This window comes from Pantoea sp. X-Soil-TKNS-1280 (assembly GCF_059730475.1).
The window spans coordinates 3,798,572-3,813,040 of sequence record NZ_AP035962.1 but is presented as its reverse complement, the minus strand read 5'-3'; the positions used below and the strand labels follow the sequence as shown (position 1 = coordinate 3,813,040).

General features: G+C 54.9%; 15 protein-coding genes and 1 other RNA gene. 5 read left to right on the top strand and 11 right to left on the bottom strand.

Annotated elements, in window-relative coordinates; translation table 11 throughout:
- The first annotated feature begins 56 nt into the window (after positions 1 to 56).
- Both rsmI and rnpB read left to right on the top strand, forming a co-directional pair.
- Positions 57 to 920 carry a 16S rRNA (cytidine(1402)-2'-O)-methyltransferase gene (gene rsmI, locus AC6I8X_RS17675; RefSeq protein WP_084877029.1) on the top strand — a complete coding sequence of 288 codons (864 nt, stop codon included), beginning with the start codon at positions 57 to 59 and terminating at the stop codon, positions 918 to 920.
- Between the two features lie 33 nt (positions 921 to 953).
- An RNA gene (gene rnpB / locus AC6I8X_RS17670) (RNase P RNA component class A) lies at positions 954 to 1,332 on the top strand.
- Between the two features lie 67 nt (positions 1,333 to 1,399).
- Here rnpB and AC6I8X_RS17665 read toward each other — a convergent pair.
- The 10 genes from AC6I8X_RS17665 to AC6I8X_RS17620 all read right to left on the bottom strand — a co-directional run bounded on the left by AC6I8X_RS17665 (position 1,400) and on the right by AC6I8X_RS17620 (position 8,168).
- Positions 1,400 to 2,374, bottom strand: coding sequence for a glutathione S-transferase family protein (locus tag AC6I8X_RS17665; RefSeq protein ID WP_299458897.1), 975 nt, complete (start codon positions 2,372 to 2,374; stop codon positions 1,400 to 1,402).
- 74 nt (positions 2,375 to 2,448) lie between these two features.
- Positions 2,449 to 2,859, bottom strand: a complete 411-nt coding sequence (locus tag AC6I8X_RS17660) for a DoxX family protein (RefSeq protein WP_299460444.1) — start codon at positions 2,857 to 2,859, stop codon at positions 2,449 to 2,451.
- Between the two features lie 212 nt (positions 2,860 to 3,071).
- Complete coding sequence (locus AC6I8X_RS17655; RefSeq protein ID WP_084877023.1) at positions 3,072 to 3,356, bottom strand: YqjK-like family protein; 285 nt, start codon at positions 3,354 to 3,356, stop codon at positions 3,072 to 3,074.
- Positions 3,353 to 3,751 (bottom strand): phage holin family protein, encoded by a 399-nt coding sequence (locus AC6I8X_RS17650; protein ID WP_208617298.1) that lies wholly within the window; start codon positions 3,749 to 3,751, stop codon positions 3,353 to 3,355. Before AC6I8X_RS17650 ends, AC6I8X_RS17655 begins: the two co-directional genes overlap by 4 nt.
- Before the next feature lie 2 nt (positions 3,752 to 3,753).
- Positions 3,754 to 4,059 carry an ElaB/YgaM/YqjD family protein gene (locus tag AC6I8X_RS17645; protein ID WP_299458902.1) on the bottom strand — a complete coding sequence of 102 codons (306 nt, stop codon included), beginning with the start codon at positions 4,057 to 4,059 and terminating at the stop codon, positions 3,754 to 3,756.
- 35 nt (positions 4,060 to 4,094) lie between these two features.
- Positions 4,095 to 4,469, bottom strand: coding sequence for a DUF1090 domain-containing protein (locus tag AC6I8X_RS17640; protein ID WP_313683207.1), 375 nt, complete (start codon positions 4,467 to 4,469; stop codon positions 4,095 to 4,097).
- Between the two features lie 174 nt (positions 4,470 to 4,643).
- Complete coding sequence (gene mzrA, locus AC6I8X_RS17635; protein WP_299458906.1) at positions 4,644 to 5,006, bottom strand: EnvZ/OmpR regulon moderator MzrA; 363 nt, start codon at positions 5,004 to 5,006, stop codon at positions 4,644 to 4,646.
- A complete protein-coding gene (locus AC6I8X_RS17630) occupies positions 5,006 to 5,680 on the bottom strand; it encodes a DedA family protein (protein ID WP_299458908.1) in 675 nt (224 codons plus the stop codon). Before AC6I8X_RS17630 ends, mzrA begins: the two co-directional genes overlap by 1 nt.
- A gap of 322 nt (positions 5,681 to 6,002) precedes the next feature.
- Complete coding sequence (gene exuR / locus AC6I8X_RS17625; protein WP_208716562.1) at positions 6,003 to 6,776, bottom strand: transcriptional regulator ExuR; 774 nt, start codon at positions 6,774 to 6,776, stop codon at positions 6,003 to 6,005.
- 90 nt (positions 6,777 to 6,866) lie between these two features.
- Entirely contained in the window at positions 6,867 to 8,168 is a 1,302-nt protein-coding gene (locus tag AC6I8X_RS17620; protein ID WP_313683233.1) for an MFS transporter, read from the bottom strand.
- A gap of 396 nt (positions 8,169 to 8,564) precedes the next feature.
- On the opposite strand from AC6I8X_RS17620, the gene uxaC reads away from it, so the two are divergent.
- From uxaC to AC6I8X_RS17605, 3 genes are read left to right on the top strand one after another with little or no spacing between them, the layout of a single operon-like run.
- Positions 8,565 to 9,980, top strand: a complete 1,416-nt coding sequence (gene uxaC, locus AC6I8X_RS17615) for a glucuronate isomerase (RefSeq protein ID WP_313683209.1) — start codon at positions 8,565 to 8,567, stop codon at positions 9,978 to 9,980.
- Between the two features lie 2 nt (positions 9,981 to 9,982).
- Entirely contained in the window at positions 9,983 to 11,431 is a 1,449-nt protein-coding gene (locus AC6I8X_RS17610; protein ID WP_497841052.1) for a tagaturonate reductase, read from the top strand.
- A gap of 4 nt (positions 11,432 to 11,435) precedes the next feature.
- Positions 11,436 to 12,926 carry a UxaA family hydrolase gene (locus AC6I8X_RS17605; RefSeq protein ID WP_313683210.1) on the top strand — a complete coding sequence of 497 codons (1,491 nt, stop codon included), beginning with the start codon at positions 11,436 to 11,438 and terminating at the stop codon, positions 12,924 to 12,926.
- A 92-nt stretch (positions 12,927 to 13,018) separates the two neighbouring features.
- Here AC6I8X_RS17605 and sstT read toward each other — a convergent pair whose 3' ends face one another.
- A complete protein-coding gene (gene sstT, locus AC6I8X_RS17600) occupies positions 13,019 to 14,254 on the bottom strand; it encodes a serine/threonine transporter SstT (protein WP_497840231.1) in 1,236 nt (411 codons plus the stop codon).
- Positions 14,255 to 14,469: the final 215 nt, after the last annotated feature.

Genomic DNA, 14,469 nt, shown 5'->3' with positions numbered 1-14,469 from the left:
TCCAGTGATGTTTTTTTCAAGATGCTCAATATTAAATCGGCAATTCGGATGAAACAATGAAACAACTCGATCGGGCAGACATTTCTGCCAGCACGCTCTATATCGTTCCTACCCCGATCGGTAACCTGGGTGATATTACGCAGCGAGCGTTAACGGTGCTTGCGAGCGTCGATCTGGTCGCTGCGGAAGATACACGTCATACCGGGCTGTTGCTACAACATTTCGCCATCAATGCGCGACTCTTCGCACTTCACGACCACAACGAGCAGCAGAAAGCTGAGGTGCTGCTGGCTAAATTGCAGGAAGGCCAGAGCATTGCGCTGGTTTCCGATGCGGGCACGCCATTAATTAACGATCCTGGCTACCATCTGGTGCGTCGCTGTCGTGAAGCTGGGGTCCGCGTAGTGCCGTTGCCGGGTGCCTGCGCGGCGATTACAGCATTAAGCGCAGCGGGATTACCGTCCGATCGTTTCTGTTACGAAGGGTTTCTGCCCGCCAAAACCAAGGCACGCTGCGATGCACTGCGGGCGTTGGCCCAGGAGCCGCGCACGCTGATTTTCTACGAATCTACCCACCGCTTGATCGATAGCTTACAGGATATGGTGAGCGAGCTGGGGCCGGAACGTTATGTGGTGCTGGCGCGTGAAATCACCAAAACCTGGGAATCGCTGCACGGCGCACCGGTGGCTGAGCTGCTGGCGTGGGTGCTGGAAGATGAAAACCGCCGTAAAGGTGAGATGGTGCTGGTGGTTGAAGGGCATAAGGCGGATGAAGAGGCATTACCTGCCGAAGCGCTGCGTACCCTGGCGCTGCTGCAGCAGGAGCTGCCATTGAAGAAAGCGGCTGCGTTGACGGCGGAAATCCACGGTGTGAAGAAGAATGCACTGTATCGCTACGCACTCGATCAGCAAGAGGCGTGACAAACGACGTCGGATCGCCTATTATCCCGCGCCGAAGCTGACCAGACAGTCGCCGCTTTGTCGTCGTCCTTCTTCGGAGGGAGACGGGCAGAGGGGAGGAAAGTCCGGGCTCCATAGGGCAGGGTGCCAGGTAACGCCTGGGGGGCGCAAGCCTACGACCAGTGCAACAGAGAGCAAACCGCCGATGGCCCAGTAATGGGATCAGGTAAGGGTGAAAGGGTGCGGTAAGAGCGCACCGCGCGGCTGGCAACAGTTCGTGGCACGGTAAACTCCACCCGGAGCAAGGCCAAATAGGGGTTCACAAGGTACGGCCCGTACTGAACCCGGGTAGGCTGCTTGAGCCAGTGAGCGATTGCTGGCCTAGATGAATGACTGTCCAAGACAGAACCCGGCTTATCGGTCAGTTTCGACTCTTCAAAAAAGACGCCCACAGGTGAAAACCTGTGGGCGTTTTGCTTTTTGGGTTTTAAGCTTTGCCGTTAGCCCCGGCCGTGCGGTTCGTTCCAGTCAAACGCCGGTCCCAGTGAAATCACGCCACTCGGGTTAATGGTTTTATGGCTGCAATAATAATGATGGCGAATATGCGGCAGGTTCACCGTCTCAGCAATGCCTGGCATCTGGTAAATATCACGCAGAAAGCCGTTGAGGTTGCGGTAATCACTAATACGATGACGGTCGCATTTAAAGTGGGTCACATAGACCGGGTCAAAACGCACCAGCGTGGTCCACAGTCGCAGGTCAGCCTCGGTTAACTGGTTGCCGGTGAGATAGCGATGCTGACCAAGAATCTGCTCCAGGCGCGCCAGGGAATGAAACAGCGCAGTGACCGACTCATCGTAAGCCGCCTGTGAGGTGGCGAAACCGGATTTATACACGCCATTGTTTACCGTGTCGTAAATCCAGCCGTTCAGCTCATCAATTTGTGGCCGCAATGCTGCTGGATAGTAATCCCCGGCCCGCGCACCCTGCGCATCAAAGGCGCTATTCAGCATGCGGATGATATCGGCGGATTCGTTGCTCACAATGGTGTGCTGATGCTTATCCCACAGCACCGGTACGGTGACGCGTCCACTGTAGTGCGGATCGGCATGCAGATAGAGTTGATACAGATATTCGTTCTGGTACAGCGAATCACCCGTGGCGTCGGGGAAATCGTCGTCAAAGGTCCAGCCGTTTTCCAGCATCAGCGGATGCACTACCGACACGGAAATCATCTCTTCCAGCCCCTTGAGTTTACGCATCAGCAGGGTGCGATGCGCCCACGGGCAGGCGAGTGAAACATATAAATGATAGCGATCACGTTCGGCGGCAAAACCGGCGTTGCCGGTAGGGCCTGCGCTGCCATCGGCGGTGACCCAGTTGCGCCATACCGCTTCTGTGCGTTTGAAGCGGCCACCGGTTGACTTCGTATCATACCAGGTGTCATGCCAGACACCGTCAATCAGTTGTCCCATAAGCCCTCCATAAAAAAATGGGGCGAGGAATATCCTCGCCCCTTTTCAGTATATGCTGCGTTCAGCTTGCGTGCTTAGCGTGCAGTCGCCGGCTGCAAACGCTGACGAATCACGCGGTCGATGCTGTAAGCACCTGGACCCACCAGACCCAGCACCAGGAAGCCACCTGCGATTGACAGGTTTTTCATAAACATCAGCTGGTTAACACCTTCTGCGAAGTTGCTGTGGAACAGGAACGCCGTCAGGATGGTGAAACCCGCAGTAAACAACGCGGTGAAGCGGGTCAGGAAACCAAACAGAATTGCCAGACCACCACCCAGTTCGAGCAGAATGACCAGCGGCAGCAGGAAGCCCGGCACGCCCATAGATTGCATGTACTGTGCGGTGCCCGCGTAACCGGTGAGTTTACCCCAGCCTGCGGTGATAAACAGAATGGTCATAAGAACGCGTGCCAGCAACAGGCCTGAATCTTCGAATTTTTTCATCATCTACTCCAACAAGGATTTTGTTGCAGGTTGTTGGCCTGCAGGGACTTATTCCCGCCGAATAGCGTGTGGCAATTCATTGGGCTGATGGCTGAAGATGATAATCGCGGTCTGGAAAGGTTGTAAGCGAGATAAACTGTCGATGTTATTCAGGAATTCTGAAAAAGGAAGAAGCGGACCTGAAAAAAGGTCCGTTGAGGGAAGAGGTTAATTTAGCGTGGCGGCAGGGCGGATTTGATCATCCGCCAGGTGCTCCACAGGCCAAATCCGCGTTTTGCCCAACGCAACAGGCGATTAGGGCTGCGGATCGACCAAATCGCCAGTGCGCTGCTGCCAATCGCCAGATAACGTCGCAGGCTGAGGAAAGTGAGCCAGCCACGATCATAGTGCGCAGTACCTTCCAGCCAGTCACGACGCGCAGCGCTCAGATCCAGGCGCTGCTGCTGCACCTGGTTAAGCAAGGCGTGAATACGTGCTTCGCGCTCGCGGCGGCTCATGAGCGATGCTCCTCCAGCAGTTGGCGATCGGTTTCCAGCTCTTTACGCGTATGGCGCAGCAGCGTGGACTGGCGTGATTTACGTAGCGTCCAGAGACCAAAAATCAGCGCCAGCAGGAACAGCACAGCAGTGGTAATGGCAATCGCCATCAGCCGATATTGCGCATCTACCGCCCAGATGATCAGCACCATCAGGCTCATTAAGCCGAAGGCGGTAAACAGCATGGTCAAACCCACCATCATCAGCATCTGAATCAGGTTGGCTTTTTCCTCTTCCAGTTCCACCACTGCAAGCCGGATACGTGTCTCAACGATGCTGACCAGCGTGGTGACAATACGCTGGCCAATGTTGATGACCCCTTTGCCTGGGCCGTGGCTTTGCTGACTGTCACTCATCATTAACGCCGTGAAATCAGAATGCCGATGATCACGCCCACCGCTGCACCGATACCCACGCCGTGCCACGGATTTTCGCGCACGTAATCATCCGCTTTATGTGCCGCCTCACGGGTTGATTGCGCCAGGCGCTCACCCGATTCACCCAGGCGTTCACGCGAGTTATCCAGCGCTTCGCGCGCTTTCTGACGCAGTTTATCCAGCTCAGTTTTCGATTTTTCACCGGTGTTGCTCAGAACCTCTTCCAGCGTATCTGCCAGGTTTTTCAGTTCTGCACGTAAATGTTCTGATGTTGTTTCTTTAGCCATAATAATCTCCATTTACATCATAAAGTTATATCCGATTAGTAGCGCTCAGCTTCGAGCTGTTTTAGCTCGTGCTGTGCCTCTTCCAGCTTGCGCTCGCGTTTTGCAATTTTCTCTTTGTCATTACCTTTCTGGCGTTCTTCTGTCAGCTCGTGCTCTCGTTCCGCCACATCATGCTTTTGCGCTTCAATACGTTCATGATGCGCTGCCTTCAGTTTCTCATCGGTGCAGCTGGCGCGGACTTCGGTCAGTGCACGCTCCAGCCCGTTCACGCGGCGCTGGTTATCATGTTGCTTTGCCATACCGATTTCGTGCTGAATATCCTGCTCCTTTTGCTGACACAGTGACTCTGCTGCCAACAGTGAGCCGGAGAGGGAGAAGAGAACAGCACCCAGGAGTAATTGACGTTTCATCAGGTAAATCCCTTCCATTGTGAATGACCTGCCGCAAACCGGGCAGGAGAGGCATCCCAGCTTGTCTTGTGCTCACGCTACCTTTAAGAATAGACAGCAGATGAAAAAATTCAAAGAAGACGCGGGGATAGCGAGGGTGAAGGAGGCGCCTGAGGTGTAAACAGGCGACATTGCTTAGCTATAAGTCGGACGGTTGGCGTCCTGATTCTGCTGTGAGGCCTGGTGCCCCGCAGCCACGACAAAGCCTTGTGGCAACAAACGACGTAACACTTTTTGTGCCGCCAGACTCTGTTCTTCGTTTTCGAAGTGAATCACCAGCGCATCGCCAGAGGGCGTAATGCTTTTGATGCGTACGCCCTGGGCAGAAAGTTGCTGATAGAGATAGAAGCCATCTGGCAGCGCCGTGCCGTTATGGGCGACGCGGATTTTTACCACGGTTTCATGGTTGAGTAATGCCGGAGCAAGGGTTAACGCCAGCAGTGCCAGTGCACCACCCAGCAGCCACGGCAGCAGGCGTTTGGGAATCAGATTTTTCATTACTGTGATTTCCCGTTTTGATCAGACTGACGTTTACGCCACAGTACCACCAGTGAACCCACCAGACCGATCACCAGCAGTACCAGCGGCAGCATCATCAGGCAGAACATCAGTTCATCTTCGTAACGACGGAAAATTGGCGTTTTGCCGAGCGCAAATCCCAGCACCGTCAGAATCAGCACCCACAGCAGACCACTCACCCAGTTGAAGAACTGAAAACGTGCATTGCTGAGACCGGATAACCCGGCGATGGTGGGCAGCAGGGTACGCACAAACGCAATAAAGCGGCCAATCAGCAGTGCGGAAAGCCCATGACGGTGGAACAGGCTGTGCGCGCGCTGATGATATTGCGCGGGCAGATGTGAGAGCCATTTTTGTACCGTGGGCGTATTGCCGAGCCAGCGCCCCTGAATATAGCTGACCCAGCAGCCGAGGCTGGCGCCGGTGGTCAACACCAGCAGGGTAAGGGGGAAGCTCATGGTGCCTTTCGATATCAGTACGCCAACCAGAATCAGCAGACTGTCACCAGGCAGAAAAGCAGCGGGAAGCAGGCCATTCTCAAGGAATAAAATCATGAACAGCACGCCATAAATGGCCCACACCAGCGTCGGGTCGGAGAGGGTTTCATAATCCTGCTGCCATAAGGCATGCAGTAATGCCTGCAAAATATCCATCAATCGGTCCTGAACATCATTGTTAAACGTGCCCATCGGGCTGGAGCACAAGCTGGCGATTTGGTTATGCGTTTTAGGAGCACAGCTGAGCCGGATTTTCCGGATCCTTCCAGAATTGATTGTTAAATCAGCAACTTTTTAATGCCCTGTCGCAAAGGGTAAGAAAAGGGCGATAACTGTAACAAAAATCATAAATCTGAGACAGTAGAAAGTACCCATTGCACAGGAGTTTTACCTTTTGACGCAGCTGGTCAAAAGGAGCTTTACATGAGCTGACACTATTGCAGATTAACTGACTTAACCGCCTGGAAATCCAGCAGAATCAACGGGAATTGTCAGTACCTTCCGGCAGGATGACTGGATTTTCAGCAAACATGTAACGGTCAACATTAAACTCAAAATCGTCTGCGGTAGCGTTGAACAGCATCTGCTTAGTATTTTCCAGATGTTGCCACATAGCCAGCTTACTGGCGGCGGGATCTTTGCGGATTAGTGCTTTCAGGATCTGGTCGTGATCGTCGCACCAGCTGAGGATGTTGCGCTGATCAATATGCTCATGCAGCTTCAGCCAGTAGGGGTTATGCAGGCGATGCAGCCACATTTTCTCGACGATCGCGGCTAAGGCGCTGTTTTGCGTGGATTGGGCGATGCGGACATGGAACTGCATGTCCCATTCGGAATCGCGGAAATGGTCTTCCTGACGTGCTTTTTCCTGAATTGCCATCAGTGCGATGATGTCCTGGCGTGTCACCTGGGTGGCGGCAAATTCTGCCACATTACTTTCAATCAGCTGGCGGGCCTGGAGCAGTTCAAACGGGCCAAAACTGGCAAATTCCAGCTGGCTGGAAGTGACAATGCGGTTCTGCTGCTGGCTGGCAATGACATGAATGCCGGAACCCTTACGCACTTCCACGTAGCCTTCCACTTCCAGCATGATGATGGCTTCACGCACCACGGTGCGACTCACCTGCATCTCTTCGGCGATCAAGCGCTCGGCTGGCAGTTTTTCACCCACCGGGTATTCACCGGCTTCGATGCGGCGTTTCAGCTCGCTGGCCAGTTGCTGATAAAGGCGACGGGATTCGGTCAGGTCCATGGCACGGTTCCGTATTGCGACAAAAGTTGAGTTGTTATACCACTTCAGCCGGACGGAAGAAATGGGCTGGCTCACACCAGCCCGGGGAGATTAACTGCGAGCGGCTGCCGCTTGCGCCGGAACAGTGCTTTCCAGCTCGGAAACCGGTTTATTTTTCAATACGGTCCAGATCACCACTGCGCCGATCAGGTCAAATACCGCCAGAGCGGCGAACAGCGGGCTGAAGCCCAGCGTATCGGCCAGCGCACCAACGACCAGAGCGAACAAGGTACTGGCAGTCCATGCTGCCATACCCGTCAAACCGTTGGCGGTTGCGACTTCATTACGGCCAAAGACGTCGGATGACAGGGTGATCAACGCACCAGACAGTGCCTGATGGGCAAAGCCGCCGATACACAGCAAACCAATCGCCACATACGGGCTGGTAAACAGGCCGATGGTGCCGGGGCCGATCATCAGCACTGCACCCATGGTCACCACCAGCTTACGTGAAACGATCAGGTTGACGCCGAACACGCGCTGAAACAGCGGCGGCAGATAACCGCCGATAATGCAGCCAAAATCGGCAAACAGCATCGGCATCCAGGCAAATAGCGCAATCTCCTTCAGATTGAAGCCATACACCTTAAACATAAACAGCGGAATCCAGGCATTGAAGGTACCCCAGGCCGGTTCGGCGAGAAAACGTGGCAGCGCGATGCCCCAGAACTGACGATTACGCAGAATCTGACCCACCGACATTTTGCTGTTATTACCGGTTTGATGCTGCACTTCCTGGCCGGCAATAATGTAGTGGCGTTCTTCTTCACTCAGTTTGTGCTGTTGCTTCGGATGTTTATAAAACACCAGCCAGCACAATGCCCAGATCATACTCAGTACACCGGTGATGATAAACGCCATCTCCCAGCTGTGCGCCACGATGGCCCACACCACCAGCGGCGGTGCCAGCATGGCACCAATCGATGATCCGACGTTGAAATAGCCCACCGCCACAGAGCGTTCCTTAGCCGGGAACCACTCGCTGCTGGCTTTTAATCCTGCCGGGATCATAGCGGCTTCGGCAGCACCGACCGCACCGCGCGCCAGGGCAAAACCGCCCCAGCTGCCCGCCAATGCGGTAGCGGCACAGAAAATTGCCCAGAGTATGGCAAACACTGCATAGCCCACTTTGGTTCCCAGCATATCCAGCACATAACCGGCCACCGGTTGCATCACCGTATAGCAGGCGGAGTAAGCGGCGACGATATATGAGTATTGCTGAGTGGTGATGTGCAGCTGAGTGGCCAGCGTGGGTGCTGCTACAGCAATGGTGTTACGCGTCAGGTAACCGAGCACGGTGCCCATTGTCACCAGCCCAATCATGTACCAGCGTAGCCCTTTGATCTTACGCATCATTAACCTCTTCCAGTTTGTCGTTGCGGCTTTGCCGCTGTAGTTATCTGGAGCGGGACTGCACGTGATACAGCTCTCTTCACGCCCGCAGGCGCACAAACTGCCGCCTTATTTCCTTGCCTGTGCCATCGGTCTGGCATTGATGGAGCGGAGATTAACTTGTTATACAACTTTAAAAGTTGAGAGCTATCACAAAAACCCTTAAAGCTGTGTGTGATACTGTTATGCAACGTAATAACAGCCATTTAGCGGCATTGGTGCGGCTTTTTTGTCCATATCCACACTGAAAAGCTGTCATTAATGTGAGGTGTATCGCAAAGAATTTTGCCGTTTAATAAAATTGGTATGATAACTTTGTGTCATTAGCCGACAGGCTACAAAAATGAGGAAGCAGGTATGCCGCGTTTTATGAGTGAGGATTTTTTACTGGAAAGCGAGTTTGCGCGTCGTCTTTATCATGACTACGCCAAAGACCAGCCGATTTTTGATTATCACTGCCATCTGCCACCACAGCAGATTGCCGAAAACTACCGCTTTACCAACCTCTATGACATCTGGTTAAAAGGCGATCACTATAAGTGGCGAGCGATGCGTGCTAATGGTGTGCCGGAAGCCCTGTGCACCGGTAATGCCAGTGACCGTGAAAAATTTAACGCCTGGGCGCGCACCGTGCCGCACACCATTGGTAATCCGCTCTATCACTGGACGCACCTCGAACTGCGTCGTCCGTTTGGCATCACCGATGTTCTGCTGTCTGAGCAGACGGCAGACCGCATCTGGGATAGCTGCAACGCATTGCTGGCACAGGATGCGTTCAGTGCCCGCGGCATCATGCAACAGATGAAGGTCAAAATGGTCGGCACCACTGACGATCCGCTTGACGACCTGCGTCATCATCACGCGCTGGCGCAGGACACTAGTTTTAACGTCAAAGTGCTGCCGAGCTGGCGTCCGGACAAAGCCTTTAATATCGAGCTGGAGACGTTCCTGCCGTGGGTCCAGCGTCTGGAACAGGTGGCGGATGTCAGCGTGCAGCGCTTCGACGATCTGCGTCGCGCCTTAAGCAAACGTCTCGACCACTTTGCCGCCCACGGTTGCAAGGTTTCTGATCACGCGCTGGATGTGGTGGTCTATGCCGAAGCGGATGAAGCCACCCTCGATGGCATTCTGGCGCGTCGTTTACAGGGGAGTGTACCGTCGGCAGAGGAAACGGCGCAGTTCAGAACGGCGGTGCTGGTGTGGCTGGGCAGCGAATATGCCCGTCGCGGCTGGGCGCAGCAGTACCACATTGGTGCGTTACGTAACGCCAACCACCATCACTTCAAACTGCTGGGTCCGGACACCGGTTTTGACTCCATCAACGATGCGCCGCTGGCGATCCCACTGGCACGTCTGCTGGATGCACAAAACCGTCAGAATGCGTTGCCGAAAACCATCCTTTATGGTCTGAACCCGCGCGATAACGAAGTGCTGGCGACGATGGCCGGGAATTTCCAGGGTGAAGGCGAGCCGGGCAAGATGCAGTTTGGTTCCGCGTGGTGGTTTAACGATCAGCTGGATGGTATGCAACGTCAGATGACGCAACTGGCCCAGATTGGCCTGCTCAGCCGTTTTGTTGGCATGCTGACTGACAGCCGCAGCTTCCTGTCTTACACCCGCCACGAATATTTCCGCCGTCTGCTGTGCCAGATGATTGGCAACTGGGTAGAACGCGGTGAAGCACCGGCGGACGAAGCGCTGCTGGGACAGATGGTACAAAACATCTGCTTCAACAATGCGCGTGACTATTTCGGCATAGAGTTAGGAGCCTGATGATGCAGCGGCTTAACCGTCACGATTTTCCCGGCGCTCATTATACCGATCGCGTCATTCAGTTCGGGGAAGGTAATTTCCTGCGTGCCTTTATCGACTGGCAGCTTGACTGGCTGAATGAACATCAGGGCACCGATGCGGGTGTGGTGGTGGTGCGGCCGCGCAACAGGGAAGTGCAGGATTCACTGAATCAGCAGGATGGACTGTATACCACGCTGATTCGCGGGTTGAATACGGCGGGTGAGCAGGTTAGCGAAACCCGCCTGATTCGCAGCCTGAACCGTGAAATTCAGCCTTATCAGCAGTTTGACGATTTCCTCGCACTGGCACGCAATCCGCAGATGCGTTTTGTCTTTTCGAATACCACCGAAGCCGGTATCACGTTTGCGGAGCAGGACCAACTGGACGATGCGCCAGCCTCCTCCTTTCCCGGCAAACTGACCCAGCTGCTGTGGGCGCGTTACCTGCATTTTTCCGGTGCCGCCGATAAAGGCTGGTTGATCGTTCCCTGTGAGTTGATTGATTACAACGGCGATACGCTGCGCGAGCTGGTGCTGCGTTACGCCGAACACTGGCAACTGCCCGAGGCCTTTGCCCGTTGGGTCCAGCAGCATTGCGCGTTTTATAACACCCTGGTGGATCGCATCGTCACCGGTTTTCCGGCCGACTCAGATCAAATTGCTGCCCAGCTGGGCTACGAAGATCGTTTCCTGGTGGCGGGCGAGGTGTATTACCAGTTCGTGATTCAGGGGCCGGATGCGCTGGCGCAGGAGCTGAAGCTGGCGGCGCTGGCACCGGAAGTACGGCTGGTTGACGACATCACGCCTTATAAAGCGCAGAAAGTGGCGATCCTCAATGGCGCGCATACGGCGATGGTGCCGGTGGCGTTTCAGGCGGGTCTGGAGAGCGTGGGCGAGGCGATGAATGATGCACAGATCGCCAGCTTCGTTGATGACTTGCTGCGTAAGGAAGTGATCCCGACGCTCGACCTGCCGCCTGCGGAGCTGCATGTCTTTGCCGACGCGGTACAGCGTCGCTTCCGCAATCCATTTATTCGCCATGCGCTGCTGTCGATTGCGCTGAATGGCATGACCAAATTCCGCACCCGGATTCTGCCACAGCTGTTGCTGGCGCAGCAAAATCAGGGCAGCTGGCCTCCACGTCTGACCTTTGCCTTTGCGGCACTGCTGGCGTTTTATCGTGGCAAACAGGGCGATAAAAGCTGGCCGCTGCAGGACGATGCCCACTGGCTGCAACGCTATGCTGAGCTGTGGCCAGCGCTGGAAGCGGATCAGCAAACTCCGGAGCAGCTGGTGCGTGTGGTACTGAGCGACGCCAGCCACTGGGGTGAAGATTTAACCCGGCAGCCAGGATTGGTGGCTGCGGTAAGCCATCACCTGCAAAACATCATCGTTCACGGGATGCGGACGGCGCTGATACAACTGAGATAACGCTATGCAAGATGCGATAAGAATACATTCACGCGATAACGTCGCTGTGGCGTTGCGCGATTTGGAAGCTCATACCCAGGTTGAAATCAATAACGTGCGTGTTGAGTTGCAGCAGGCGGTAGGACGCGGGCATAAATTTGCCCTGCAACCGCTGGCAACCGATGCGCTGGTGATCAAATACGGATTACCCATCGCCCATGCCACGACACCGATCGCCGCGGGTGAAATCATCCATTCACAGAACGCCCGGACCAATCTGAGCGATCTGGATGAATATGATTACCAGCCTGATTTTATTGCGTTACCGCCGCAGGCCGGGGATCGCGAGGTACAAATATATCGGCGCGCCAATGGTGAAGTGGGGATCCGCAATGAACTGTGGATCCTGCCGACGGTTGGCTGCGTTAACGGTATTGCCCGGCAGATCCTGCAACGTTTCCTGAAAGAGACGGATGATGCGGCAGGGATCGACGGCGTGCATCTGTTCAGCCATCCGTTTGGCTGCTCGCAGCTGGGCCAGGATCATGCAAACACCCGTACCATGTTGCAGAACATGGTACGACACCCCAACGCAGGGGCGGTGCTGGTGATTGGCCTCGGTTGCGAGAACAATCAGGTTGATGTGTTCCGCGACACGCTGGGCGGTTTCGACAGCGATCGTGTGCAGTTTATGGTGTGTCAGCAGCAGGATGATGAAGTCGAAGCGGGGCTGGAGCGGCTGCATGCGTTGTATAACGTGATGCGTCATGACCAGCGCCAGCCGGGCAAATTGAGCGAACTTAAATTCGGCCTCGAGTGTGGCGGATCTGATGGCTTTTCCGGCATCACCGCCAACCCGATGCTGGGGCGTTTCTCCGATCAGATGATTGCCAACGGCGGCACCACGGTGCTGACCGAAGTGCCGGAGATGTTTGGTGCCGAGCGCATCCTGATGAGCCGCTGCCGTGATGAGTCCACCTTTGATAAAACCGTGGCGATGATTAACGACTTCAAGCGCTACTTTATCGATCATCAGCAGCCGATTTACGAGAACCCTTCACCGGGCAATAAAGCCGGAGGCATCACCACGCTGGAGGAGAAATCGCTGGGCTGCACGCAAAAAGCCGGGCAGAGCCAGGTGGTGGATGTCCTGAAATATGGCGAGCGGCTGAAAACGCCGGGTCTGAATCTGTTGAGCGCACCGGGCAATGATGCGGTCGCCACCAGCGCACTGGCGGGAGCAGGCTGTCATATGGTGCTGTTCACGACGGGGCGGGGTACGCCTTATGGCGGCTTTGTCCCGACGGTGAAAATTGCCACCAATACGCAACTGGCGGAGAAGAAGCCTCACTGGATTGATTTTAATGCCGGACGGCTGATTGAAGGCATGAGCATGGAGGCGATGCTGGCGGATTTTGTTGACATGATTGTCGCCATTGCCAACGGTAAACCCAGCCGTAATGAAACCAATGATTTTCGTGAGTTAGCGATTTTTAAAAGCGGCGTCACGTTATAAGCCAGTAATCAACCGTAGCGGCGCGATTTATCGCGCGTAGTTAGCAGGCTAAAAACCCGCGCGATAAATCGCGCCGCTACGGGATGTGTCAATTATGCTGTCGTGCTGGCTGAACGCTCCGCTTCGGCCTGGCACACCGCTGCGGTAAACAGAATATCCGTTGAGGAGTTCAGTGCGGTTTCGGCAGAATCCTGTAGCACACCGATAATGAAACCGACCGCCACCACCTGCATTGCCAGGTCATTGGGAATACCAAACATATTGCAGGCGACCGGAATCAGCAGCAACGAACCACCGGCGACGCCAGAAGCGCCACAGGCGCACAGCGAGGCCACCAGGCTAAGCAAAATCGCGGTGGGCACATCGACAGAAATCCCCAGCGTATGCACAGCAGCCAGCGTCAGCACGGTGATGGTGATTGACGCCCCCGCCATACTGATCGTGGCACCCAGCGGAATCGAGACGGAATAGGTGTCTTCATCGAGACCCAGACGTTTTGCCAGTGCCATATTCACGGGAATATTGGCTGCCGAACTGCGGGTGAAGAAGGCGGTGACGCCACTTTCACGCATGCAGGTGAAGACCAGCGGGTAGGGATTACGGCGGATTTTGTTAAACACCAGCAGCGGGTTAACCACCAGCGCCATCAGCAGCATACAGCCGATCAACAATGACAGCAGGCTGGCATATTCCCACAACGCATCAAAACCGGTTGAAGCCAGAATCGACGCTACCAGGCCAAAAATCCCCAGCGGGGCGCAACGGATCACACAGCGTACCACCCAGGTGGCGGCATTCGAGGCATCGTTGAGAAAGGCTTTGCTGCTCGGGCTGGCATGACGAAACGCCAGACCCAGGCCCAGCGCCCACACCAGAATGCCGATGTAATTGGCGTTCATCAGAGCATCAATCGGGTTCGACACCATGCTCATCAGCAGGCCATGTAACACCTCGGCAATACCAGAGGGTGGGGTGATTTCGGTCTTGCCGACGTTCATCGACAGCATCTGTGGGAACAGGTGGCTGAACACCACCGCAACGATGGCCGCGAAAAACGTGCTCAGCAGATACAGCATGATAATCGGGCGGATATTGGTTTTTTGCCCTTGCTGATGATTGGCAATCGACGAGATCACCAGTACCAGTACCAGCAGCGGAGCTACCGCTTTCAGGGCGCGAACGAACAGCTCACCCAGCAGGCCAACGGCCAGCGCCGCATCGCGCGAAAACCAGGCCAGTGCCACACCGGCAATCAACCCCAGCATAATTTGTTTTACCAGGCTGCCTGCGAACAGCGCGCCGAGTCGTCCAATGATGTTTGTTTGCATATCACGATCTTTTTATATGTCGGTAATAAGTTTGCTGCGCGGAATCACCGCACGGCGATAGTGTAGCTGGCGGAGTATAAGGAAAACATTCGGTGAAGAAAGAGATAATTCTGTGGTTTGCGGTGAGTGTGGATTTTTGATCTGCTGATGATATCGGTGGTTGCAGAATATTGGCTGGATGGAGTGTTGTGTCGCAAAATAAAGCAGGGGCGATT